General features: G+C 49.3%; 25 protein-coding genes, 1 tRNA gene and 1 pseudogene. 5 read left to right on the top strand and 22 right to left on the bottom strand.

Annotation, left to right across the window (positions count from 1 at the left end; genetic code table 11):
* Positions 1 to 63 precede the first annotated feature (63 nt).
* From G598_RS0104550 to G598_RS0104515, 8 genes are read right to left on the bottom strand one after another with little or no spacing between them, the layout of a single operon-like run.
* A complete protein-coding gene (locus tag G598_RS0104550; RefSeq protein WP_026765937.1) occupies positions 64 to 627 on the bottom strand; it encodes a type IV pilus inner membrane component PilO in 564 nt (187 codons plus the stop codon).
* Entirely contained in the window at positions 587 to 1,741 is a 1,155-nt protein-coding gene (locus G598_RS0104545) for a PilN domain-containing protein (protein WP_026765936.1), read from the bottom strand. Before G598_RS0104545 ends, G598_RS0104550 begins: the two co-directional genes overlap by 41 nt.
* Positions 1,716 to 2,186 carry a hypothetical protein gene (locus G598_RS0104540; RefSeq protein WP_157833272.1) on the bottom strand — a complete coding sequence of 157 codons (471 nt, stop codon included), beginning with the start codon at positions 2,184 to 2,186 and terminating at the stop codon, positions 1,716 to 1,718. The genes G598_RS0104545 and G598_RS0104540 overlap by 26 nt, the downstream gene beginning before the upstream one ends.
* Positions 2,143 to 2,610 carry a hypothetical protein gene (locus G598_RS0104535; RefSeq protein WP_211221494.1) on the bottom strand — a complete coding sequence of 156 codons (468 nt, stop codon included), beginning with the start codon at positions 2,608 to 2,610 and terminating at the stop codon, positions 2,143 to 2,145. The genes G598_RS0104540 and G598_RS0104535 overlap by 44 nt, the downstream gene beginning before the upstream one ends.
* 40 nt (positions 2,611 to 2,650) lie before the next feature.
* Complete coding sequence (locus G598_RS0104530) at positions 2,651 to 3,043, bottom strand: hypothetical protein (RefSeq protein WP_026765933.1); 393 nt, start codon at positions 3,041 to 3,043, stop codon at positions 2,651 to 2,653.
* Positions 3,030 to 3,563 (bottom strand): hypothetical protein, encoded by a 534-nt coding sequence (locus G598_RS0104525; protein WP_026765932.1) that lies wholly within the window; start codon positions 3,561 to 3,563, stop codon positions 3,030 to 3,032. The genes G598_RS0104530 and G598_RS0104525 overlap by 14 nt, the downstream gene beginning before the upstream one ends.
* A complete protein-coding gene (locus tag G598_RS17070) occupies positions 3,554 to 4,141 on the bottom strand; it encodes a prepilin peptidase (RefSeq protein ID WP_051179939.1) in 588 nt (195 codons plus the stop codon). Before G598_RS17070 ends, G598_RS0104525 begins: the two co-directional genes overlap by 10 nt.
* Complete coding sequence (locus tag G598_RS0104515) at positions 4,131 to 4,532, bottom strand: competence type IV pilus major pilin ComGC (RefSeq protein ID WP_026765931.1); 402 nt, start codon at positions 4,530 to 4,532, stop codon at positions 4,131 to 4,133. The genes G598_RS17070 and G598_RS0104515 overlap by 11 nt, the downstream gene beginning before the upstream one ends.
* 233 nt (positions 4,533 to 4,765) lie before the next feature.
* Here G598_RS0104515 and G598_RS0104510 point away from each other — a divergent pair, with 233 nt between their 5' ends.
* Positions 4,766 to 5,683, top strand: coding sequence for a YihY/virulence factor BrkB family protein (locus G598_RS0104510; RefSeq protein WP_026765930.1), 918 nt, complete (start codon positions 4,766 to 4,768; stop codon positions 5,681 to 5,683).
* Positions 5,684 to 5,729: 46 nt separating this feature from the next.
* On the opposite strand, the gene G598_RS17065 is transcribed toward G598_RS0104510, so the two are convergent.
* From G598_RS17065 to G598_RS0104440, 14 genes are all read right to left on the bottom strand, one after another.
* Positions 5,730 to 7,208 carry a glycoside hydrolase family 32 protein gene (locus tag G598_RS17065; RefSeq protein ID WP_071837948.1) on the bottom strand — a complete coding sequence of 493 codons (1,479 nt, stop codon included), beginning with the start codon at positions 7,206 to 7,208 and terminating at the stop codon, positions 5,730 to 5,732.
* Between the two features lie 29 nt (positions 7,209 to 7,237).
* On the bottom strand, positions 7,238 to 8,557 hold the full coding sequence (locus tag G598_RS0104500; protein WP_080656944.1) for a hypothetical protein: 1,320 nt from the start codon (positions 8,555 to 8,557) through the stop codon (positions 7,238 to 7,240).
* Between the two features lie 76 nt (positions 8,558 to 8,633).
* Positions 8,634 to 9,908: an oligosaccharide MFS transporter gene (locus tag G598_RS0104495; protein ID WP_026765927.1), complete on the bottom strand. Its 1,275-nt coding sequence runs from the start codon at positions 9,906 to 9,908 to the stop codon at positions 8,634 to 8,636.
* A 29-nt stretch (positions 9,909 to 9,937) separates the two neighbouring features.
* A complete protein-coding gene (locus G598_RS0104490) occupies positions 9,938 to 11,314 on the bottom strand; it encodes a glycoside hydrolase family 32 protein (RefSeq protein WP_026765926.1) in 1,377 nt (458 codons plus the stop codon).
* A 188-nt stretch (positions 11,315 to 11,502) separates the two neighbouring features.
* The gene (locus tag G598_RS0104485) at positions 11,503 to 12,477 is read right to left on the bottom strand and encodes a LacI family DNA-binding transcriptional regulator (protein WP_026765925.1); all 975 of its coding nucleotides are present in this window, start codon (positions 12,475 to 12,477) and stop codon (positions 11,503 to 11,505) included.
* 21 nt (positions 12,478 to 12,498) lie between these two features.
* Positions 12,499 to 13,227: a DNA repair protein RecO gene (gene recO, locus G598_RS0104480; protein WP_026765924.1), complete on the bottom strand. Its 729-nt coding sequence runs from the start codon at positions 13,225 to 13,227 to the stop codon at positions 12,499 to 12,501.
* Positions 13,227 to 13,838 carry a DUF502 domain-containing protein gene (locus tag G598_RS0104475; RefSeq protein WP_026765923.1) on the bottom strand — a complete coding sequence of 204 codons (612 nt, stop codon included), beginning with the start codon at positions 13,836 to 13,838 and terminating at the stop codon, positions 13,227 to 13,229. The genes recO and G598_RS0104475 overlap by 1 nt, the downstream gene beginning before the upstream one ends.
* On the bottom strand, positions 13,835 to 14,734 hold the full coding sequence (gene era, locus G598_RS0104470) for a GTPase Era (protein ID WP_014424115.1): 900 nt from the start codon (positions 14,732 to 14,734) through the stop codon (positions 13,835 to 13,837). Before era ends, G598_RS0104475 begins: the two co-directional genes overlap by 4 nt.
* A 14-nt stretch (positions 14,735 to 14,748) precedes the next feature.
* Positions 14,749 to 15,213 carry an rRNA maturation RNase YbeY gene (gene ybeY / locus G598_RS0104465; protein WP_026765922.1) on the bottom strand — a complete coding sequence of 155 codons (465 nt, stop codon included), beginning with the start codon at positions 15,211 to 15,213 and terminating at the stop codon, positions 14,749 to 14,751.
* Between the two features lies 1 nt (position 15,214).
* Positions 15,215 to 16,213, bottom strand: a complete 999-nt coding sequence (locus tag G598_RS0104460; RefSeq protein WP_026765921.1) for a PhoH family protein — start codon at positions 16,211 to 16,213, stop codon at positions 15,215 to 15,217.
* Between the two features lie 23 nt (positions 16,214 to 16,236).
* Positions 16,237 to 17,142, bottom strand: a complete 906-nt coding sequence (locus tag G598_RS0104455; RefSeq protein ID WP_026765920.1) for a DUF2156 domain-containing protein — start codon at positions 17,140 to 17,142, stop codon at positions 16,237 to 16,239.
* A 72-nt stretch (positions 17,143 to 17,214) separates the two neighbouring features.
* Entirely contained in the window at positions 17,215 to 17,598 is a 384-nt protein-coding gene (gene dhaM / locus G598_RS0104450; RefSeq protein WP_026765919.1) for a dihydroxyacetone kinase phosphoryl donor subunit DhaM, read from the bottom strand.
* A 78-nt stretch (positions 17,599 to 17,676) separates the two neighbouring features.
* Complete coding sequence (locus G598_RS0104445) at positions 17,677 to 21,456, bottom strand: phosphoribosylformylglycinamidine synthase (RefSeq protein ID WP_026765918.1); 3,780 nt, start codon at positions 21,454 to 21,456, stop codon at positions 17,677 to 17,679.
* 99 nt (positions 21,457 to 21,555) lie between these two features.
* Positions 21,556 to 22,029 carry a NanQ anomerase/TabA/YiaL family protein gene (locus G598_RS0104440; RefSeq protein ID WP_026765917.1) on the bottom strand — a complete coding sequence of 158 codons (474 nt, stop codon included), beginning with the start codon at positions 22,027 to 22,029 and terminating at the stop codon, positions 21,556 to 21,558.
* Positions 22,030 to 22,160: 131 nt separating this feature from the next.
* Here G598_RS0104440 and G598_RS0104435 point away from each other — a divergent pair, with 131 nt between their 5' ends.
* The 4 genes and pseudogenes from G598_RS0104435 to trxA form a co-directional block, all read left to right on the top strand.
* Positions 22,161 to 22,640 (top strand): Lrp/AsnC family transcriptional regulator, encoded by a 480-nt coding sequence (locus tag G598_RS0104435; RefSeq protein ID WP_026765916.1) that lies wholly within the window; start codon positions 22,161 to 22,163, stop codon positions 22,638 to 22,640.
* A gap of 11 nt (positions 22,641 to 22,651) precedes the next feature.
* Complete coding sequence (locus tag G598_RS0104430) at positions 22,652 to 23,824, top strand: aminotransferase class I/II-fold pyridoxal phosphate-dependent enzyme (RefSeq protein WP_026765915.1); 1,173 nt, start codon at positions 22,652 to 22,654, stop codon at positions 23,822 to 23,824.
* A 92-nt stretch (positions 23,825 to 23,916) separates the two neighbouring features.
* Positions 23,917 to 23,993 (top strand) — tRNA-Pro (locus G598_RS0104425).
* Between the two features lie 125 nt (positions 23,994 to 24,118).
* A pseudogene (trxA, locus tag G598_RS0104420) lies at positions 24,119 to 24,439 on the top strand (thioredoxin); the annotation flags it as partial.
* Positions 24,440 to 24,454: the final 15 nt, after the last annotated feature.

Genomic DNA, 24,454 nt, shown 5'->3' with positions numbered 1-24,454 from the left:
ACATTTATGTATAGTTTAATGTATCATTGTGTATAAAGCAAGTTCTCTATATCGGATTTTTGTCTATTTAACAGGCACAGCATAAATATCAAGCAGCATCGTCACACTCAACCTATTCTCTTTTGCTTCGATGGACATATTTTTTACTACAGCCAATCTCTCCCCCTCCTGTAAGCCTTGCAGGAATTTCAGCAAACAGAAGTAACTGCCTGTAAGCTTCAATTTTAACGGCAAGCAGAAAACATCTCCCTGAAGCTCACTTTTTTGCGGATTGACCATCTGCAATTCCATTTTGCTTCGCATAGCCAGCCGCTCCAAATACAGGATAAACTCTCCCTGCGACATATTTTCCGGCAGATACTGCATAACACGCTGTTCACGTTTTTTCAATTCGGCCCGATATTCCTTCATATTCAGATGAGCATTCTGAAAATTGGTAACCGCCGTGACTTCCCGAACCGATTCCGCTGCCTGCCGGTTGCAATCCTCAGCAGCCGCCAGCAGCGGTTTATGCAGAAAAAAATAGAACAGCAAGCCTCCAGCCAAAGTTCCTGCTAAAGTCAGTATGATCACATAGCCTTTGTCTTTACTGCCTGCCCTGATTTTCCTCAGCAATCTTTCCATCATCTTCCGACTCCCAATTTACCGCTGCCGAAAATTTCACCGTATCCGGCTCACCATTCCGGCCCTTGACCATAGTCGATTCCTGCAGCATTACCCCGTGTGTGAAAAATGCCTTGTCCGCTTCACATTGACCAATAAACTCTGCCAGGCAATCATAATCTACTGCCTGCCCCTCCAAATAAAGCTGCTGTCCATCATTGCGGACATTTATCCCGGTAAGCGATACCCCCTGCGTTGTATTCGCACCTAAATGCACCAGCAAGCTATACCAGGAAATCCCCGGACGATTCAATGCCTGTATTTTTTTCTCCCGGTCATCAATCGCCCCTGCTTCTGCCACCAGCGTCTGCATTTCCTGCTGCTCAGACGCTAATCCAGCTAACTCACTTTGCTGTTTAGCTGCTAAATCACTGGCCAGTTGGTAATGAAAAAAATCCACACACAGCACAATCATCCCCATTACCAGCCAAAAAACAAACCATCCGGCCAAAATGCGTCTGACGGCCAGCCCGGCTCCCGAACGCCTCTTAAAACCAGCCATTTCCCGCTGTCTGCTGTTTAGATAAACCATACCGCCGGAAGCAGGAATGATATCTGCCAGCTGCAGTTCCTCCTGAGCAAAGGCTTCCTCTATTTCCTGCAAATATCCCTGACGAACCCCTGTAATCGTACAGCGGCCTTCCCCTCCGTCTTCTGTATGGTAAACACAGGTAAAATTTTCCACACTTAATCCCTGTGCCAGCAGTTTGTCATCCATCTCCCAGTAGGCTGCCTCCTGCTGCTGGGATACAGTCAGTCCGGGAGGCAGATTTAAGACATAGCTCAATTGCTCATTCTCCGGCACAACGAACAAAAGCGGAATCTCCTGCCAGCCTTTACGGGCAATTTCCATTGCCGTTTGTTCTGCTGTCTCTCTTAAATCCAGCGAAAATGAAGCTTCCGGCACGTCATCAGCCAAGCCCGAAGCGCAGAGAACACTTTCTGCACTTAGCTGCCAGCCCTCGTCATCACAAACATATTTTTGCAAGGTGCAGCCACCATCTTTTGGTGCTGCCACGATAAAGTCCCTGTCCGTCTGATAAACGAATTTCTTAAGGAGCCCAGCCCCGCCATGCATAATGCTCCCCCTCCTTTGCCAGCATGCCTTTGACCATAACATGCGGTTCTATGATTTTCTCAATAGCTGTATTCCGTCGAAAAGTTGTCGCGATAAGATAAACCTTCCCACCCCATTCGCGGGCAAAAACGGTATAATCCACCCCTTCATGATTTCCCTTATCTAACAGAAGCATGGTATCCGGCTGCAAATCCTGCAGCCTGCTGTCATCATTTTGCAGGGATAACCACTGTTTTTCTACCATGCTTTCTGCTGCCAGACGCAGCTGCATTTCCTGACGGAATGAATAGCTGTTCATTGCCCCCTGCTGCTGAAAATAAACCAAGCCCCGCCCCATAAAGACCATAATCAACAGCAGTACAAGTGCTACCAAGGAAATCATGCCCTGCTGCCGCTGGACTTCACAATGGTGGCAAATAAACTGCTGTGCACATGGTATATTCATGTTTTGTCATCTCACTCTTCCCGGTCAAACGCAGTTTATATACTCCCGGATATTTTTCATCTTTTTCTGCAGAAAATTCTACAATGGTTATCCTTGCCAGAGTATGATCCCCCGTAAGCGGTGCATCATCACTGCTGCGAACCAGCTTAACCAGCCCCGCCATATTGTGCAGCCAGTAGCTTTGTGTGACCAGATTATCCGGAACACTGTCACGATACAAGGGATTCTGGCGGCTGATGATATCAAACCCCGGACTTTGACGGCCGCTCCGCTCAATGGCCTTTCCCGCCAGGGCATCTTCTACCACACGCACAAAGGCTGACTGTATTTCCTGCACCAATTCCCCATCAGCCAGATGATAAAAATAAGCACGCATGCAGAACATAAAAATCCCCGTCATCGCCATCATCAATATAACCAGCATCGGCAGTGCAATCAGTGTCTCCCCCAACACAAATCCTGCTTCATTTGTGTCTTGCCAGGCAGCGTCTGTACTCCTGCCGCCCCGTCCGGCCATTTGCCTCCCAGGTAACCGTAACCAGCAATTGCCAAAGTCCCTTATCATCAGCTGCCGCCTCCCCGCTGACCATATATTCCGTATCATTTTGCACCAAATCCTGTGCATCGCCCCAATAAGCCATCTGCGTGGGAAGATATCCGTCTTTATCCAGCACAGCCTGTGAATAGGAAATCTGTGCCCGTGCCAAATAATCCGCACGCACTTCTGCCGCAGCTGCTCCCTGCAACTGTGCCACCCGCACATAAAGCCCTGCTGCCGCTGCCATAGTCAGCACAAAAAGACTCAGCAAAATGGTTTCCCATAGAAAAAAACCTGCCTGTTTATCACGGTTCATCATTACCACGCTCCATGCGAATTCGTCCCCCTTTGCTAATCATGATTTTTTGCCCTTCAGCAGGATATCCCTGATAATAAATCAAAATCGTCATCATATTTTTTCCCAGCGATTTGGGCTGCCCATTGGCATTAAACGCCAAATTAACCAGGTCATCATAATGGTTTTTACCATTTTCCTGATAGACTTTTACCACATTCACCTGCGGCAGATAATTATGACTGACGATAATATCCCCCTCACCTGCAAAAATTTGATTTCCCTCTGCAGATAACTGCAAATAAATATCACGCTTATTGGGATTCTTTGCACCATATCCCCAGGCATTATCTGCTGTAGTCCGGCTCAGATTCTGACAATAGCGGATCGTCGAAAGCAACTTTTCGGCTTCATATTCTACCGCTGTCTGCCGAAAGAATTTTGCCGCCTGTGGCACGGCATGAGCACCGATAATCATCAGCAGCGCCAGAACCAGCAAAACTTCTCCCAGCATGAATCCTGCCTGTCGTTCCCTTACCAGCATAAACCGGCCTCCACACATGCCCTTATCGGATTTCCCCAGCCAAAGGCGGCCAGCGCCCCCCAAGCCAGAAACGGGCCAAAGGGCAAGGGTGTCTGCCTCTGCAGACGATGACGTAGATACAGCCAGCCACCGTAAATCAGTCCCATCACAGCTGCCAACAGCAGGCATAGCAGCAAGTCCTCCCAGCCCAGCCACGCACCTAACGGAACAGCCAATTTTACATCGCCCAGCCCCAGACCACCATGGGATAAATAACGCAAACCTCCTAACAGTCCGCTGCCCAGCAGAGCGCCAATACAGGCATCTGCCGGCTCAAGATGCCCTAAAAACAAAGGCATCACGCTAAGCAACAGCAAAGACAAAACCAGCTGGTCATAAATCAATCCATAAAGGATATCATAAATCGCAATTAGCACGAGCACACTTGCCATAACCAGCAACGAACAAAATTCCCCCAAAGACAATGACCACGCCCACAAAATAATCGGCAGCATCAAAGCGCACCAAATGCCCTGCACATCCAGCCACATGGCCCAGTCAAAATGCGTGGGAACTTCCCCATATCGTTTACTTATCATATCCGAACTCACCTGCCGTGTGGTTATCACAAACAGCCCGTGCACCTTCACCAGTCTTCGCATCGCTTTTGCGCAGGCTGTACTCCTTGCCATCAAAAGAAACCTCTGAACCATCTTTCAATTTGCACTTTCCCTTAGGCGGTTTCAAACTGCCAAAATCCTGAACATACTCTTTTAAATCCTCAATATTTGCCGGTTCATGTCCCTTTTGCAGTTCATAAACGGCAATCGCCGCATCTAAAGTAGTTAAATCACTTTGAATTTTCGCCGTGTTAGCCGTCATGATCGTTCCCGTAAACTTCGGAACAGCAATGGCTGCCATAACACCGATGATGGCAACTGCCACCAGAACCGAAATCAACGAAAATCCAGCTTGTTTTGATTCCAACATAAACACTCTCCCCTTTCATTGTACATTTTTTCTCATGTATTTTTAATAAATTAGTCTTCTACGCAGAGTCAGAAATTCCTTCTATTTTTTCTAATACTTTTTCATATATACCAGCAGTTAATGATGATTATCAATGCTATGTTCTACTAAATCAAGAAAAATACTATAGTCCGGTCCCAAATAAGCTGCTTTATGGTATACTATTGGAAAAATCATAAGCAAGGTGAGATTTTATGGATAAACTGATTCAGGGCCTGCTGAAAAGGCTTACGCCCCTTTGGGAGACCATTTATTTCTTCTACCAGCGTTTCATAGACTATCACCGCATTTCCAGCTGGTTTGATATGGCCTCAGGCACCACCTACTATTTTCTTTTGGGCTTTCTGCCTTTTCTGGTCTTTACCGTAAATCTGATGCTTTTCGTCATGGCTCCGCAGGTAGATGCCCTTTATGGAATGGCTGCCCATTACCTGCCGGAACGGATGGCAGGCCCCCTGATGGGCGATATCACGCGCATTATGGGCAGCCGCAGCACCTTGTGGATGTGGGTGACCGGCCTGTTCTCCCTGTACAGTTTCGTCCAGGGACTCGTAATTCTGACCAGAGCCACCGATAGTCTGGACTATGCCCATACCGAAGCCATGGCCCGGGACGACCGTCATAATATTCTGGTATACGCTAAAGGCATTGTCTTTACCTTCGGTCTTATGGTCGTGATTTTCCTCTCCCTGGGACTGCCCGTCTTCGGCAATTCTTTAGTCAATTACTTAAATGACAGTCTCCATTTTCCCAATTTCTTTCTCGGATTATGGTTTTTCCTGCGCGTATTCCTCCCCTTTGTGGTACTGGTTGTCTGGCTTACCTTTTTCTATATTTTCGCCCCGCATTCTTATACTCCGCCCTTTCGGCAAGCCTTCATCACAGCCCTTTTGGTCACCTTTTTATGGCTTGCCGCCACCGGAATCTACAGCTGGTGTATGACCTTGATTCCCAGCATGGGCATCGCCTACGGCTCGCTCTTTGGTCTGTTCGCCCTGTTTGTATGGTTTAAATTTATCGTCAGTTTCATTATCTACGGCATCGAATTTTTGATGGCCTTAAATGAAATCGAACTGCGGCATAAGATTGCCGCCCTGCAGGCAAAACAATAAAAACACCTGAAGTCATGGGCAAACGGTGACTTCAGGTGTTTTTCAATTAAAGGGTATTGCTTTGCAGATTGGTCAGGGAAACCTCACTATCGCTGGAGAAAATCCCCCATTGATGCTCGGGCAGAGCATACATGCGCGTGCTGAGTGCCATTTGATCGTTGATGTAAAGCACAGCTACGGTGCCATCGATGAGCAGGGTAAAATCATAACTTTCGCCCGGCTGGAAGCTGACCGGTACGGAAAGTTCCGGTTTTGCCTTGTTGATGCTGCCGGTATCGGTGTTATAGAAACCTACCTGCTGTTTTTCCTGGTCAAAAACCAAATTCAGCGAACCCGTCTGATTTGGGCCGACATTAAACATCAAACCGAATTTTCCCTGTTGGTTGGCAGGTGTAAAATGCCCGGTGATTTTCTTGATGCCATTTAGTCTGGGCATTACCACATCGGCGTAACCTTTGCCGCCGAAATGATAATTCTGTCCTTCAGCTGTCACATCACCGCGCTGCGTGACTGGCTTTAACACTTCGTTCTTATTCAAACGCTCCGTAACCTTCGTCACGGGCACCGGATATAGGGTTCCATCCTCACGCTGTTTGAGCTGATGCGTTACCATATTGCCGGCCCAATCCGTTGGCTTTCTGTCATCCTTATCCCACTTGGTGGGTGTCCACCCTGTCAGATAAAGATTGCCTTCCCCCGCAGCCAGCTTGCCGGCATAGAAGCCGCTGGCATCGAAGGAATCGCGCTCAGGCTTCACAAAGGGGCCCTTGGAATCCTTGGCCATACGATAATGCACCACACGACTCGGCCACTGGTCAGAAAATGTCAGGTACCAATAGTCGCCGTATTTCACCAGGGTTGGGCATTCCATATTGCAGTCACTGCCCATATCGTTGTCAAAGAGTACCCCCTGATTTTCCCACTTTTTAAGATCCTTGGATGTATAAAGGGCAATCACCCCCCGGGCTGCCTGACTGCGGGTGGTGATGAGCATCCAGTACTCACCGTAGTCCTCATTGTAGAACACATTGGGGTCACGAAAAGTATCATCATAGATATAGGGTTTACTGCCCTGAAAGGAATCCTCCGGTATTTTCTGCCAGCTGACCAAATCCCGGCTGATGGCATGCATGATATGCTCTCTAGGGGTGGTGCGCCAGTTAAAACCGGTGTAGAAAGCATGGTAGAGCCCCTCCTTATCCTGCACCACAGAGCCAGTACCCAAGGCTCCGTCCGGGGCAAATTCCTCATTGACATAGGGGATGACACGGCTGTCATTGTGATAGTCCGTGAAATCCTTGGTGGTCATGAGGCTCCAAGGATGGAAGCCCATATCGCCGTCCCGTAAATCCTCCAGATAAAAGATGCGGAAGTTTTCACCGTCATAGAAGGGCATGGGATCTCCCACCCAGCTGTAGCCCGTATTCGGGAAAATCGACTGGTAGGCGCTGGCATCCTCTGTGCCTGCTCCCCAATAGATACTGGTTGCGGCCAATACCGCAGCCAGGATTTTTTTCTTTTTCATTGCCAAACCATATCCTTTCACTGACATACTTAAAAGAAGAACTGCCACTCGGCGCGGAAGAAGCTATAGTCATATTTCTTGCCGGTCCAGGAATATTTGTCTCCGTCAGGACGAATTGTTCCCCCCATATCGCCAAAAGTGTAATTCAGCATCAATTTGGAATTCTTGACCGGTACCAGGTCGACGCCTACGCGCAGACCATTAAACTCAGTGACGCGATTGTCCCAATAACCTCCCGGCATGCCGTCATCGTAAGTAATATCCGTTGGATAGGCAATATCATCATAGAACAGTTTATCAAGACCGGTGTGTATCCGCTGCAGATACTTTTTGACATATATATCGTAGGAACCTGGTATATCCGGCCTTGCCTCTTTATATTGGAGCTTAATCATATGTGATTTATTGGCAAAGTCTGCATCTGACTTTGCTATAGCTGCTGAAAGCTTCAAGTCACGATTCAGCTTGGTGTCAAAGCCTACTGAACGCATCTTCATCCTATAGTCGTTCTTACGATCCTTCGTATCACCATAATGGAATACAAGATTTGTATTTTTAGCTACAGGTATCGTGCCCATCATGGATACCACGCGAAAATCCTTGCTATTGGCTGGATCATTCCAGGAAAGCAGATTACCATCGGATTTATAGGCTAAAGTTCCCTGCTTAGTGAAGGTATTGCCTGCACTTAAGGTTAACTGCGCCCTGCCCCACTTAAGCGGTGTTCCCCAGTTCACCTGGAAACCGTTCACCTTTTCATCCATGGTCATGAGATAGGGAGAACCGAGCCAGAATTTGCCCAGTTTCACCGAAGCATCGCCAAAGTGTCCCTCAGCGTAAGCCTGCCAGGCTTTTAAGCTATCCGAATCCCCGTTAATTGTATTATCTGTGACATTATTGTTTATCTCCATCTCGCTTTTGATGGACCACTTGTCATTGATATGATAATCCGTGTAGAAATTGACATACAGCTGCTGGTCGGCTTTTTTCGTATAGTTAGCAAATTGATGCTTATTATATCTCAGCCGTGCATAACCATAGAGGTTCAGCCGCGGGTCATTGGTCTTTTTCTCCACCTTGTTCACCCGTTGATCCAGACTGTTTAGCTGGGCATTCAGTCTGTTCTGCAGTTCCTGCGCCTGCTTCAGCTGCTCCTCCAGCTGCCTGCGCATCTCCTGCAGAGATTCCTGTGTTACCGGTTCCGTTGAAGTTTTAATTTGACTTCCCGCGTCCGGATTCTGTTCCATAGCCGTCAGCGTATCCATGGCTGCCGGCTGTGCTCCGGCTACGCCGCATGTGCTCATTACCAGTGCCGGCAGCAAGCCGCCCATCAGTAGTTTCTTCTTCATTATGCTGTCTCCCTCCAAAAAAGGAAGCGCTGCTGATTTTCCATATTTCAGTAACGCTTCCTTCATCACCAATTATTTACGCTTCCAACGGCTGACCTTCTACATCGCGGTCATCCTTTTTCAAAATACAGAAGGCATATACGGTTGCCACCAGGACAATTCCGGCAATCGTCAGGAACGTGCTCTGATAACCAATGCTGTCACGCAGGCTGCCCAGCGGTACGGAGAAGATAATGCCGCCCACAGATGCTGCAATTTGGAAGCCGACCATATAGAGGGTAGCAGATACACGGGTATCAAAATGCAAAGTGAAATAGCGGAAGATTGCCAGCACAAAGAGTGCCGTTTCCGGAGCATGCAGAAGTTTTATCAGACCAATCCCCAGCGGAGTCGAAGCCAAGCCGCAGCCGCCGATACGGCAGATCATAATGAGGCAGCCCAAGAGCAATGCATTGCGCACGCCGATTTTCTTCATCAGCACCGGCACCAGTCCCATCATCAGGAATTCCAAAAATACCTGTACAGAGTTCAGGATACCATAAGCCTGCTGACCTTCTTCCGGGGTAGCAAAGAAACGCGTGAAGAATTCAGGGAACATCTGCTGGTCAAATACGGTATAGAACGTCCAGCTCAGGATAACAAAGATAATGATTTTCCAAACATCAAAGATACCGAAGACCTGAATGATTTCCTTAAGTGAGGGAGATTTTACCGCCTTATCGCGTTCCTCGCTGTTCTCATAGGCAGCGATATTTGCTTCCTTGTTTTCGGGCTTCATGAGCAGCAGCACTGCCAAGAGGACTGCCGATACCGCCGAACCAGTCCAGAATACCAGATATGGATTGATCGTAAAGAGGAAACCTGCGGCCAGAGCTGACATTGCATAACCAAAGGAACCCCAGGCACGGGCCTGTCCATACTCGAAGCTGTAGCGGCGGCTGAGTCGTTCCGTCACGGCCTCAAAGACCGGGCAGGCCGCGAGGTATGCTACGGCCAGATACACCGCACCAACCATGGCACCGACATAGAAATTGCTTTCCAGCATGGGCACATATACCCAGGTAAAGAACGGTGCCAACATGACCTGGCAGGCAACCATCGCAATCAGCAGGTGTTTTTTCAGCCCCAGCTTATCCTGCAGCGAACCATAAACAAACATCAGTACTAACGCTACAGCCGAACCAAACGTGTAAATCGTACCGACCTGGGCTCCCGTAAAGCCCTGTTTTGTCGTCAGCCAAATCTGGAAGAAGGACCACCAAATCCCCCAACCGGCAAAGAATAAGAGAATTTCCAGTGAACCCGTCCGATAAAACGGATTCCGTAAAGCTTTCGTAAAAATGTTCTGCATGATTATCGTCCCCTTTAGGCTTCTTTCAATCAATACTGATTACATTCGCTCTCCAGCCGCCAAGCCTTAACCTGATTAGCAGCCTTGGTCAGCAAGCGGCAATTTACATCATTTTCCCAGTAGATGCGCTCGGTAAACGTCAGTTCTCCGTCAGCAACAAATATTTCTGCCGAACTTCTGTCGATGAAGATTTGCAGTTTCAGCGGTTCGCCGGTGCGTAATACCGCTGCCCGTTCGCCATCTTTCGTGTTGCGGTTGATTACGAAACGTCCGCCGGCCTCCAAACTGAGCTGCAGGCTCTTATCGCCATCGGTCAACAGGAGCAATACACCTTCTGCCTTTTCCGTGAACGTCAGTTCCAGCTCTGCCAGATGGCCCAGTTTGTAATCACGTTCAACTTCCAGCGCGCCATCAAGCAGCACTTCCTGGCGCAGACCCGTAAGTTCCCGGATTGGTTTCTGCAGAACCCGGCCATCTTTTACCGACAGTTCACGCGGCAGCGTCAAGGCTCCGGCCCAGCCATCTTCAATTTCCGGCATGGGCGAATCCCAAGCGTTCATCCATGCAATCATAACGCGCCGCCCGTCTGGCGTCAACATCGTTTGCGTTGCATAGAAATCATGACCATTATCGATTTCCACAAAGCCATCGTGCTGCAGCTTCTTATCCACAACATTGCCCATCAGATAGCCCGTCTGATTCAGATTACGGAAGCGGTCGCCGTCGGCTTCCAGCCCTTGCGGAGACATTAGCAGGATGTCCTTGCCATCTAAATGGAAGAAATCAGGGCATTCCCACATATAGCCTTCCGTTTCCTTGCTCTTAGCCTTGCTCAATTCCGTTGTGAGTTCCCAGTGTAGTAAATCCTTGGAGCTGTAAATCAGTGCCCGGCCAAGACCATCCAGATCCTGACTTCCTAATACCATGTAGAAGGTGTCACCTTCCTGCCAGACCTTCGGGTCACGGAAGTGTTTGGTATTGCCTGCCGGCGTTTTCAATACTGGATTAGCACCATATTTCGTGAAGTTTATGCCATCCTCGCTCCAGGCAACTCTCTGGTCCTGATAGAAATCTTCCGGATCAACAGCATTCGGCGTATGATGGCCTGTATAGATAAGCCATAACTTATCATCATAAACCACAGCACTGCCGGAGAAGCAGCCATTCTCATTCGCATCCGGTTCCAATGCTACAGGCAATGTCTCCCAGTGGATTAAATCACGGCTGCGGGCATGTCCCCAATGCATCGGCCCCCATTGGGCTTCATACGGATAATACTGATAAAATATATGATACCAACCTTTGAAAAAAGAAAAACCATTCGGGTCATTCATCCATCCACCCGGAGTCATTAAGTGGTATCCCAAACGGTACCTCTGATTTGTAATTGGTATTGGCTTTTTCATAAACATGCGCTCCCTTGTTTCATCAAGATTATCTTGCTTTCTCTTTTTGAACCGGTTCAATGAACCGGTTCAAAAAGTATTTTAGACTTATTTGCGCCGATTGTCAATGGGTTTGTAATATATTTTTTAATAATTTAATTCTGACAATTCTACATCTTCGCTGTTTCTCAACAGCTGGACTGCCTATACTAACAGGTTTCCCCAGGCAGCAATGACGGCGGAAACACCAGTGGCAGATTATCCTGTTGGCCATTTATCATAGCAACAATCTTTTTAGCAGCTGCTTCTGCTAACGCCAAAATCGGCTGGCGCACTGCCGTAAGCCGGCAAATGCCGTTCTGCGTAATATACGTACCATCATAAGCGACTAATTTCAACTGCTCCGGCACCTTTATTCCACGCCGCACAGCCACTTCCAGACAACTGGACACCGATATATCCGACCCCAGTATGCCGTCCACATCGCTGTAATCGGCAAATATTTGCTCTGCCAGTTCCAGCGATTCCTTGAAACCAAAAGCATTCCACGGCAGAGATACAATATCCGTGCGCACCCCATGAGCCTGCATAACTTCATTGAAGGCCTGATGGTATTCCCCTGCCGGTGTCTTGACCTTCTGCGAACCGGAAATCTCCACGATATGATGACAGTCATGCTGCAAAAAAGCTTGTGCCGCCAGTTTTCCCCCCAATACATGGTCAGCGTGTACCACGGGAATATCCGGACTTAAGTAACGGTCAAAAGCAATAATGGGCTGCTTTATCCCTTCATAGATGGACGTATCCAGCGAATGCGCCCCCATGATAATGCCATCCATATTCTGCCGCTGCAGCATATCAATAAATACATGTTCCGCATTTTCCTTTTGCCGCGTACAGCAAAGCATGGTCTTGTAGCCCAAATGATATAGGGATTCCTCTAATGCCTCCACCAGTTCAGCAAAGAACGGATGGGCTACAGTAGGTACAATAATCCCCACCGTCATCGTGCGTTTAAGCGACAAATTACGTGCCATCTCACTAGGCACATACTGCAATTTCTTCACTGCCGCCTGCACCTTTTCCCGAATCGCCGGTGAACCGTAGTCCGCATGATTCAGCACCATGGAAACCGTTCCTACAGATACCCCGGCTTCCTTCGCTACATCACGGATTTTAGCCAAAAGTCACACCTCCTGATAAACCTACAACTGTTGAATAAAAGCCAGCGATTTCAAGGGCTTCCCCAACAAATTCTGCAAATACGTCAAAAAAAGATTTTCCGCCTGCATCAGCTGCGCACCTGTTATCCTGAGTTCCGGAGGATTTTCCCAGTCATAATCCCGCAATTCAAGAATGAACCTGCGCAAGCTATCCGGCAAAAGCTCTGCACCTGGTTCACGGCAATCAGCGCAGAGAACCCCGCCTGCATTAAAGCTTAAATAAGCCTCCCCGTCCACAGGTGCCCCACAATGCAGACAATGCTCGAAATGGAGCTGCATGCCGGTAAATTCGAGCAACTGAATCACCGCCATAAGGGCCGTAACGCGGGGATTGCGCACTTCAAAGGAATCGAGGATATAGAGCAGGCGGGCAAACATCTGCGGCTCAGGCTGCCCTAAGGGTAAAAACTCCCGCAAAAATTCGGCCACAAAACTGCCATAGGCCATGACCTCCAAATCCTCGGTAAGCTTTTTATAGTGCTTCTTTAGTGTGCACTGGCGTACCGTATCCACCCGTTTACCCTCGGAGAGCTGCACCTCAATGCTTGAAAACATCTGCATGCCAGCCGCCAAGGGACTTCGCGGACGGCGGCAGCCAAAAGCCGCGGCCTCTACAAGGCCGCGGTCATAGGTAAAGAGGGTCATCATCTTATCCGCTTCGCCCCAGTTTTTGGAACCGAGCACAACAGCGGCAGTCTGATAACTGGCCATTACTTCTTCTCCTCTTCTTTCGGCGTATCGCTGATGCGCTTAGGCATAACAGCACCTGCCGTCAGCATGTACTGCAGGGCCGATTCACTGCTGATATCCAAATAGGTCACATCGCTTTTTTTGACAAATAGATTTGTCCCTGAAGTCATGTTGAGACTCCAGGGCACAAAGACACAGACGTAATCATCACCGAGCTTATCCTTCAAGGTCTGAGGCACATCCGCCATGATGAATCCCAAAGCCTGTGACTGATGAAAAGGCACGAGCACCACATGGTCAAACATATTGTTGGATTCAAATACCGCCGTGGACAAGTGCTTGACGCTGTTATAGATAAACTTGATTACCGGGATCTTGCCCAGCAGTGTCTCCCCAATATGAATCAGACGGCGGGCTGCCCAATAGGTGGACGCCCAGCCCGTCAGATAAATCACCAGTAACACGGTGATAATCCCCATGCCGGGAAAATAAAAAGGCAGATGCTTGCCTAGAATCCCTTCGGTAAAGTGCAGCGTCTCCAACACCACAAAAATGGTAATGGCCAGCGGCACCAGAATAATCAGGCCGTTGATAAAACGGCGTGAAAAGCGCTTGGAAAAGCTTTCCTTCATCGCTCATCACCAAAGCCGAAATTGCGCAGGATACCGTCACGGTCACGCCAATCCTTCTTGACCTTAACCCAAAGGTCAAGGAATACCTTGGAGCCTAAGAGATTCTGAATATCCGTGCGGGCCAGTGCGCCGATTTCCTTGAGCATAGCCCCCTTGGCACCAATGACAATGCCCTTCTGCGAATCGCGTTCCACATAGATGGTCGCGCGGATATAGACATCATCATTGGGACGGGTGGTCATTTCATCCACATCCACGGCAATGGCGTGCGGAATCTCATCACGCGTGAGCTGCAGGGCCTTTTCGCGGATAAGTTCAGCCACAATCAAACGTTCCGGCTGGTCAGTGACCATATCCTCCGGATAATACTGCGGCCCTTCCGGCAGATATTTTTTCGCTTCGGTCAGCAGGCTGTCCAGATTCATTTCTTCTTTAGCCGAAATGGGCACCACCCCGGCGAACTCATACTTGGAAGTATAGTTCGAGATGATGGGCAGGGCCTGCTCCCGTTCAATCAGATCCAGCTTATTGACGACGAGAATTACCGGCCGTTTCGTTGCCTGCAGGCGCTCTAAAATATAATGTTCCCCCGGCCCCATCTTTTCCGTAGCATCGACCACAAAGAAGATAGCGTCCACTTCCCGCAGGGTGCCTTCGGCAGCCTTGACCATATACTCACCGAGTTTATGCTTGGGCTTATGAATGCCCGGCGTGTCCAAAAAGACAATCTGAGCATCCGGCTGAGTCAGAATGCACAGGATACGGTTTCTGGTCGTCTGCGGCTTATCGCTCATGATGGCGATTTTCTGCCCAATCAGGGTGTTTATAAGCGTGGACTTTCCCACATTCGGTCTGCCAATAACGGCGATAAAGCCGGATTTCATCTTCTGCTCCATATATGCCTCTTTCCTCAATCTCTGCTAATGCCTAATTTATCCATGACGAAACGCTGTTCCGCTTCCATTTCTTCCCGTTCTTCGTCTTCCATATGGTCATAGCCCAAAAGGTGCAGCATGCCATGAACCGTCAGGAACGCCACTTCCCGGCGTACACTATGACCATAATCGGCAGCCTGTTCTTCCGCCCGCTCCAGGGAGATAATCAAATCCCCAAGCATATTGACGGAACTTCCGCCCACGACTTCCGGCTCCTCACTTTCGTTGAAAGCAAAGGAGATGACATCTGTAGGGCGGTCAACGCCGCGGTACTCACGGTTAATCACATGAATGTGCTCATTATCGGTGAGCGTCACGCTGACTTCGCTGTCCTCTACGCCATAAAGCCGCCCCACCGTTTCAATGGCCGTGCGGATATTCTCGATATATTCCTGCGGAACGGTGAGCTCCTCAGGTTCATTGCTGATGATGATTTCCATGTTACTTTTCCTGCTTCGCTTTCTCTTTTTCGGCTTTGCGCTTTTCCTCGTAAGCACCATAAGCCTCGACAATCCGGGTGACTACTTCATGACGAATTACGTCCAGCGGTGCCAGACGCACAATCCCCACACCTTTGACATCTTCCAGCACCTTGGCCGCTTCCCTAAGACCTGAGGTCACGCCGCGGGGCAAATCCACCTGCCCCAAATCGCCGGTTACGACCATACGCGAACCAAAGCCCAGACGGGTCAAAAACATCTTCATCTGCTTGTCCGTGGTATTCTGTGCTTCGTCCAAAATAATAAAGGCATCTTCCAACGTCCGCCCACGCATGTACGCCAGCGGCGCAATCTCGATAAAGCCCTTGGCCATGAATTTGGTATAGGTATCCTGACCCAAGATATCCTGCAGGGCATCATAGAGGGGCCGCAGGTAGGGGTCAACCTTATCCTGCAGATCACCGGGCAAAAAGCCCAATCGTTCTCCGGCTTCCACCGCTGGACGCGTCAGGATAATCTTGCGCACTTCACGATTTCTAAGTGCAGCTACCGCCATCACCACAGCCAAATACGTCTTGCCGGTACCGGCAGGACCAATGCCGAAGGTAATGGAATTATGACGAATCGTGTCCAAATAACGCCGCTGCCCCAAGGTCTTGGGACGCACATGACGTCCCCGCGCCGTGACGAGAATCGTATCGCCAAACAGGGTATGCAAGGCTTCCCCTTTGCCGCCCTTTACAAGACCAATACCATAGCGCACCTCATGCATGGTGATGGTCGTGCCCTGACGATGCAGGTACAAAAGTTCCTCCAGCACCTTGGCTGCCATCTCTACCTGCGCACCTTCGCCCAAGATTTCCATCTGCGTGCCCCGGCTGATAAACTGGCAGTCGAATTCACTGCGAAACACCTGTAAAAACTCATCGCCTTCGCCCAAAAGAGCGAAGGCTTCATGATTGTCCTGAAAAATAATTTTTTTCTCTAATGCCTGCTGCAAAAGAACTGTTCACCTCTGGTCCATTAACCTGCGATTAGTTTCGCATTATACTTTTCAATCATCTTCTCCGGCTTGTAAGATTCCTTGGCCTTCCGCAGCCCTTCCTCCCCCATATCCTCCTCGCGGTTGATATAGGTCATGCCGCTCCATTCATGCTCAATAAAGCCCTGATTGATGGCCGGATATGCGCCCCGGATATTGGGGTCAGCTTTTTCTACATGTACTACCACAGAATCGCTGTTGAGCTGTTCACCGAAGGTAAAGGCAATGATACGGCCATCTAAGCAGATAGCCCCACCCTTGAGCTGGAAATAATCCCAATCCGCAAAAAGCTCCAAGATTGCATCCCGTTCCCAGGGAATAAACTGCGAATCCGGCATGGCTTCGATATGCGAGGCATACCATTTTTCCAGCTCAGCGCGGCAGGCAGGCAGGATTTCCGGCGTTATCTGCATATATTCCGCTTCCGGATACAACTTGCGAAAGGCATTCAAATGATTTTTCTTGGAATGCAGCTTGCGTCCGGCAAGGGTTATCAGCTTATCTGCCAAATACACATAATCATAATTATCCCGGTCAGACTCAATTGCAAACTGTCCGGCATACGCTTCTGCCAAAAAATCGGCAAAATTCTTCTCCACACCGGTGAACAGCAGCGTTTTTTCCTGTTGCGCAAAATATGCACGCAGCTTCTCTACCGCCTCATTCCACTTCTCCTGCGGACAGACCGGCTGCAGTGCCTGCAATACACCATCCCATTCACAGGTCAGGTAAAGTACGCCCTCTTCTTCACAAATCTGCACATGATAGGGCTTGCGCCACATGAAGAGATTCGTAAAGTTAAAATGAGAGTTTTCATAATAACCGCCGCGATAATACTTATCTAATAAATTTTTGTCCTCTTTGGTTAACGTTTTGAACAGAATAATACCAGCCTCCTATTGAAAATGGCTTTCTATTAAATATTATAGATGACCTGTCAATACTTGGCCGTAACTAAGTCACGCTAACTTCTTCTGACCGCAGGTCGATTCCGCAGCCTCGACCACTTCTTCCAAACTGCCGCCATTGGCCGCTACTACAGCCGCCCGCATGGTACCTTCCAAAAGCGGGCAGTCCGCCATGCGCACAGCATCATCTTTGAGATTTTCCAACACGAGCTCCGTCGTCATAATCGCGCTGCCCATGTCCATAATCACGACAGCCCCATCACGGCCACAGACGAATTCCACGGCTTCACTGATTTTCTCATAACTTGTACCCATGATGCCGCCATCCAGGCCTCCTGCCACGGCAATCTGCACGCCATGCGCCATCATCTCAGCCATTTCTTTAATGCCCTCTGCTAATTTGGCATTATGGGATACCACAACAATCCCTACCAAAATGAATACCTCCTATTCAATAGGTAAATGCGGTCAGCTATAAATAGACCGACCGCATACCTGTTATTTATTTAATAATCAACTGTAATAAGCTACGCCAGCTTCAAATAACTGCTGGTCTTTTTCGCCCGGCACGTTGCAGGCAACATTTTTGCCGATGCGCTCCGAATGGCCCATCTTGCCGAGTACACGACCATCCGGACTCGTAATGCCCTCAACCGCGCTCACCGAACCGTTGGGATTAAAGGGAATATACAGGGACGGGTTCTCGTTGTCATCCACATACTGCGTAGCAATCTGACCACGCACCCGCATCCGGGCAAGGATTTCCTTGTCCGCCACGAAACGTCCCTCACCATGGGAAACCGCAATGGTATGAATATCGCCTACCTCTACGTTGTTGAACCAGGGCGACTGATTGGATACCACTTTGGTCTTGACCATGCAGGAAACATGCCTACCTATGTTATTATACGTCAAAGTTGGCGAACTGTCTACCAAATCACGAATTTCTCCGTATGGAACAAGTCCCAGTTTGATTAAAGCCTGGAATCCGTTGCAGATACCGAGCATCAAACCATCCCGTTTAAAGAGCAGTTTATGCACTTCCTCCTTGATGCGTGGGTTGCGGAACATAGCCGCAATAAACTTGCCGGAACCGTCCGGTTCATCGCCGCCGCTGAACCCCCCCGGCAGCATGATGATATTGGCTTTCTTGATGCCCTTGACAATGGCTTCCACCGATTCTTCAACGGCGCTCGGCGTAAGATTTCGGACTACCAATGTTTCCGCCTCTGCACCAGCCCGCTGCCAGGCACGTGCAGAATCGTATTCACAGTTCGTTCCCGGGAATACCGGAATAAACACCTTGGGTCTGGCAATTTTTATCTGATTCTTGATCACATTGCCCTGCTTATAGGTCATATCAATGGCCCGGTCTTTGCTGTACTGTTTCACCTGCGTGGGGAAAATCTTCTCCAAAGGCTGGGTATATGCCGTTTCAATATCGGCCAGCATGATAACCGTTTCATCGCAGACTACGCTAGGGCCAGCAGTGGTTTCACCAAGCAAATGGCAGCCAGCACTCTTCAGCAGTTCATCCAATTTCTCAGACTCAGCAACCTCCAGTAGCAAAGCACCATAGTCGGGAACAAAGAGCTGTTCCTTTTTCATGGGCTGCGTGAACTTAAAGCCAACGCCATTTCCCAGAACCATCTTGGATACTGCCGCCGCGATACCGCCCACACCGATACTCTGTGCAGCAAATACACGATGTTTCTCGATCAAATCCGTAACCAAAGACCAGTTTTTCCGCAGCTTGGCAAAATCAGGCAAATCCTGTTCGTCCTTAACAGCCGGTACCAAATAGACCTTGTTGCCGGGATATTTGAATTCCGGGGAAACGGCATCTGCGGCTTTCATCGTCGTAACCGCAAAGGCTGCCAGCGTTGGCGGCACATGAATATCCTCAAAAGTTCCTGACATGGAATCCTTGCCGCCAATGGCTGGAATTTCCAGTTCATGCTGTGCCCAAAGCGCCCCCAAGAGTGCGGCAAAAGGCTTGCCCCATTTTTCTTCATCCTTGCCCAGACTCTCGAAATATTCCTGGAAGGTCAGGCGAATCTTATCTGCTCGGCCGCCTAAGGCTACCATCTTGGCCGCAGCTTCCACCACGGCATAGAGTGCACCATGGAACGGGCTCCATTCCGTCAGCGCCGGATTCAGGCCAAAGGTCATTGCCGTTGCCGTCGTGGTTTCTGCACCTTCCACGGGCAGTTTGGCAACCATGCCCTCCGCCGGTGTCAGCTGACGACGGCCACCGAAAGGCATCAAAACCGTATTGCCGCCAATAGTCGAGTCAAAACGCTCCGCCAGCCCCTTTTGGCTGCAAACATTCAAATCCTTGAGATTGGCCAGCCAGCTTTGCTCCAAGCTCTTCTTCTCTACACCAATAGCAGCAGGCATCTGCCGCAGATAACGGCTGTATTCATCGGGGCAGGTTATCTTTGCCTTTACATGCTGACGTACACCATTGGTATCCAGGAATTTCCGGTTCATCTGCACAATCGCCTTGCCCCGCCACTTCATAATAAGACGCGGTTCTGCGGTAATAACAGCCACCTTGGTTGCCTCAAGATTTTCTTCACCAGCCAGTCTGGCAAATTTTTCCAAATGCTCAGGACGGATAACCACGGCCATACGTTCCTGCGATTCGGAGATAGCCAGTTCCGTACCATCAAGTCCCTTGTACTTCTTCTTTACTGCATCCAGATTGATGGTAAGCCCCGGAGCCAATTCCCCGATAGCTACCGCTACACCGCCAGCACCAAAGTCATTGCACCGCTTGATCATACGGCTGACCACAGGATTGCGGAACAGCCGCTGAATCTTGCGCTCCGTAGGCGGATTGCCCTTCTGTACTTCAGCACCGCAGGAAGTCAAAGATTCTTCCGTATGTTCCTTGGAAGAGCCCGTTGCACCGCCGCAGCCATCACGACCCGTACGGCCGCCGACCAATACCACAATATCGCCAGCGGCAGGAACCTCACGCACCACATTTTCCTTGGGTGCAGCCGCGATAACCGCACCGATTTCCATGCGCTTTGCCATGTAACCTTCATGGTATACTTCCCGTACCTGCCCTGTAGCAAGACCAATCTGGTTGCCGTAAGAGCTGTAACCTGCTGCAGCCCCCAGGGTAATCTTCTTCTGCGGCAGTTTTCCCGGCAGGGTATCCTTCAACAGGCGGCGCGGGTCAGCCGCACCAGTCACGCGCATAGCCTGATAGACATAGGAACGGCCAGACAGCGGGTCACGGATAGCGCCGCCCAGACAGGTAGCTGCCCCGCCAAAAGGCTCAATTTCCGTGGGGTGATTGTGCGTCTCATTCTTGAACATCACCAGCCATTCCTCAGGCTTACCATTGATATCCGCCTCGACCACAATACTGCAAGCATTGATTTCTTCAGACTTATCCAGATCGTCCAGTTTGCCTTCCTTGCGCAGGGCCTTCATGCCGATAACGGCAATATCCATCAGCGTAACATCACGATTTTCTCCGGCATAGAGTTTTTCCCGGTCCTGCAGGTATTTATCATAAGCCTTAGCTATGCTGGGCTTATAATAGCCATCTTCAATACTTACCTCATCCACTGCTGTAGTGAACGTTGTATGACGGCAATGATCAGACCAATACGTGTCAATAACTCTTAATTCCGTAATGGTTGGAGGACGCTTTTCCGTATCCCGGAAATAGATCTGGCAAAAAGCCATATCCGCAAGGCTCATCGCAAAACCATGGGACTGCCAAAAATCCTGCAAAGATTCAGCATCCAAGCTGTTGAAGGTTTCCAGCACTTCAACATCAGCAGGTTCTTCATATTCACTGACCAGTGTTTCCGGTTTGGCGAGACTTGCTTCCCGGCTTTCCACCTTATTGATGCAATAAGCCTTGATTTTCTCAAAGGTCTCCATATCAATATTGCCCACAATGACAATGACCTTGGCTGCGCGGATTTCCGGACGCTCCTTCTGCGTGATCAGCTGCACGCACTGCGCAGCTGAATCCGCTGTCTGATCATACTGCCCCGGCAAGAATTCCACAGCAAAAACCCGGGAATTGGTGAATTTGGGCAGCTTTTCCTCATAGACAACATCTACCGGCGGTTCGGAGAAAACGACATTCTTCACCGCAGCATATTCCTCATCGCTAAGCCCCTCAATGTCATAACGCCGGATAATGCGGACGGCTTTCAATTCGTCCAGGCGAAATGTCTCCTTAAGGTCATCACACAGCTGCTGAGCGGGAATATCAAAATACCCCTGTCGCTTTTCCACGAAAATTCTTCTTACAGTCATGAATTCTCTTTTCCTCCAGACACTAAATAATAAGTACATAAAGCTATATAGACAAACAGGCATAGAGACCCATACCATCAGGGTCTCTATGCCTGTATATCACAAACTGTCAACGGCCACCTTAACGACAACCTTCGTCACCTTGCCGGACACACCATTTACTGCCGCCTGCGGACGGTGAACGTCCTCAGGATAAAGCACGGCAAAACACCCCGGCGACAGCACAATGCTGCTATCGGGAACCAGGGCCTTATAAAACGTCACATCACGCTCAGCATCATAGGGAGCACATTCCTCAAGGTCAGGGCTTAATGGGCACCATCCCATAAACTCCTCACCTTCAGCCATAAACTGAATGTCTACATATTTACAATGGGTTTCCGGTTTGCAGTCTTCCTCCGGACGAGTAAGATAACGCTGCACATTGGCAAAACATTTATCGCCTTCAATGGGGTACTTCCCATCCTCCATCTGCGTAAAATCATTGCTTCGCAAAAAGTCAAGCGCTTTCTTGATAATCGCCGGATAATCTACATGATTTTCATCTAATGTATCCATACTGCCGATAATCATTACGCAACCCTCTCCCTATCATACATTGTAAAGAAAAATATCTTCCATACACATTTTACCTAAAACGGCTGTATTATGCAAGGAATTATGATATAATTGTTGCATATGATTCAATGGAAAGGGGTTTATACATGAGAGAACTATTGGAACTACTGGAACATGATGCACGCCGTCCTGTAGGCGAGCTGGCATCTATGCTCAAACGCAGTGAGTATGAAGTCGAAAAGAACATCAAGGATTTAGAGAAGAACAAGATAATTCTTTCCTATAATACATTGATCAACTGGGAAAAATTCGGTGATGAAACCGTAACGGCCATTATCGAAATCAACCTGACTCCCCAGCGGGAAGTTGGCTTTGATGCCATTGCCGAGCGCATTTACCGCTTCGATGAAGTACGCACCGTCTACCTCATGAGCGGCAGCTTTGACCTTCTGGTTATTATTGAAGGAAAGTCCCTCAACGATGTAGCCAACTTCGTTGCCACGCGACTAGCCACCATCGAGGGCGTTACGGCCACCCGCAGCCACTTCATGCTGAAACCTTACAAAAAAGACGGCGTCATCATCAACGATGAAGAACGTGACCGCAGATTGGTGGTGTCCCCCTGATGGCCGATACGATGAACTGGGATAAACGACTCTCCCCCGGCGTCAACGCCATTGCCCCGTCCGGCATCCGCAAATTCTTCGACATTGCCGCCCAGATGGACGATGTTATCTCCCTCGGCGTCGGCGAGCCGGACTTCGTCACTCCCTGGTCCATCCGCGAAAGCTGCGTATATGGACTGGAGCAGGGCTACACATCCTATACCGCCAACCGTGGTATGCCGGAGCTGCGTCAGGAAATCGTAAACCTCTTCCAGCGCCGTTATGCTGTAGATTATGAACCAAACACCGAAGTCCTGGTCACTGTCGGTGTCAGTGAAGCATTAGATATCGCTATGCGCGCTATTCTCGCTCCCGGTGATGAAGTACTGATTCCCGAACCCTGCTACGTATCCTATCAGGCCTGCACGATTTTGGCAGGCGGCGTGCCCGTGGCAGTACCGGCAAAAATCGAGAACGAATTCCGCATCACCCCGGCAGAGCTTGAAGAACATGTCACCGGCAAAACCAAAGCCCTGCTGATTGGCTATCCCAACAACCCCACCGGTGCCATTATGACCCGCAAGGATTTGGAAGCCATTGCCGATTTTGCTGAAAAACACGACCTCATCGTGATTTCCGATGAAATCTATGGCGATTTGACCTATGGTGATGAAGAACATGTGTGCTTCTCCTCCCTGCCCCGCATGAAGGACCGCACTATTCTCCTAAACGGCTTTTCCAAAGCCTATGCCATGACCGGCTGGCGCATCGGCTATGCCCTGGGCAATCCCACAGTGATTGCCGCCATGACCAAGATCCATCAGTACACTATGCTCTGTGCGCCCATCACGGCTCAGGTTGCAGCCGTAGAAGCCCTGCGCCATGGCGAAAAGTACATGAAGAAAATGGTGGCCGAATATGACCGCCGCCGCCGTCTGATTTATGACGGTCTGACCAAGATGGGGCTAGAATGCTTTGAGCCGAAAGGCGCTTTCTACATCTTCCCCTCCATCAAATCCACAGGCTACACCTCCGACGAGTTCGCCGAAAAACTGCTCACCACCGAGCATGTAGCCCTCGTCCCCGGCAGCGCCTTTGGTGCCTGCGGTGAAGGACATGTACGCTGTTCCTATGCAACGGCCATCGACAAGATTTCGGAAGCCCTCAACCGCATTGAAAACTTCCTCAAAAACCATCGCAAATAACCTTTCAATAACTTTTTCGCTTCTTTTTCAAAAATCTTAAAAAAAAGTGTTGACAATCACAGGTTAAATGCGTATAATATTTCTTGTGATTGCGGGATGTGGCACAGTTTGGTAGCGCGCTTCGTTCGGGACGAAGAGGCCGCAGGTTCGAATCCTGTCATCCCGACCATTGAAAGGTCAAGCCAGTAACTTCGGTTGCTGGCTTTTTTGCTGCCCAAAAATCCACTGTGAGCGAGTCACATAAAAGCTACCCCTCCCCTGCTATAATAAAGGCAATAAGAAAACCGTTCACGCAGGAGGAATATAAAAATGGCAACAACAATCATTACCAAAGATAATTTCAAATCCGAAGTGCTGGATTATAAAGGCACTGTACTCGTCGACTTTTGGGCAGACTGGTGCGGCCCCTGCCGGATGCTCTCCCCGATTGTCGATGAAGTAGCAAATGAAAATCCCAACATCAAAGTCGGCAAGATCAATGTAGACGAACAGCAGGAACTCTCTGCCCAATTCGGCATCATGAGCATACCAACATTACTGGTATTCAAAAATGGCGAAAAAGTCAGTGAATCCATCGGCCTTATCCCCAAGGAGCAGGTAGAAAAAATGATTTAAACAGCAGGCGGCTGA

Origin of the sequence: Selenomonas ruminantium subsp. ruminantium ATCC 12561 (assembly GCF_000424065.1) — a bacterium.
Lineage (GTDB): Bacteria > Bacillota > Negativicutes > Selenomonadales > Selenomonadaceae > Selenomonas_A > Selenomonas_A ruminantium.
This window is presented reverse-complemented; position numbering and strand designations above follow the sequence as displayed.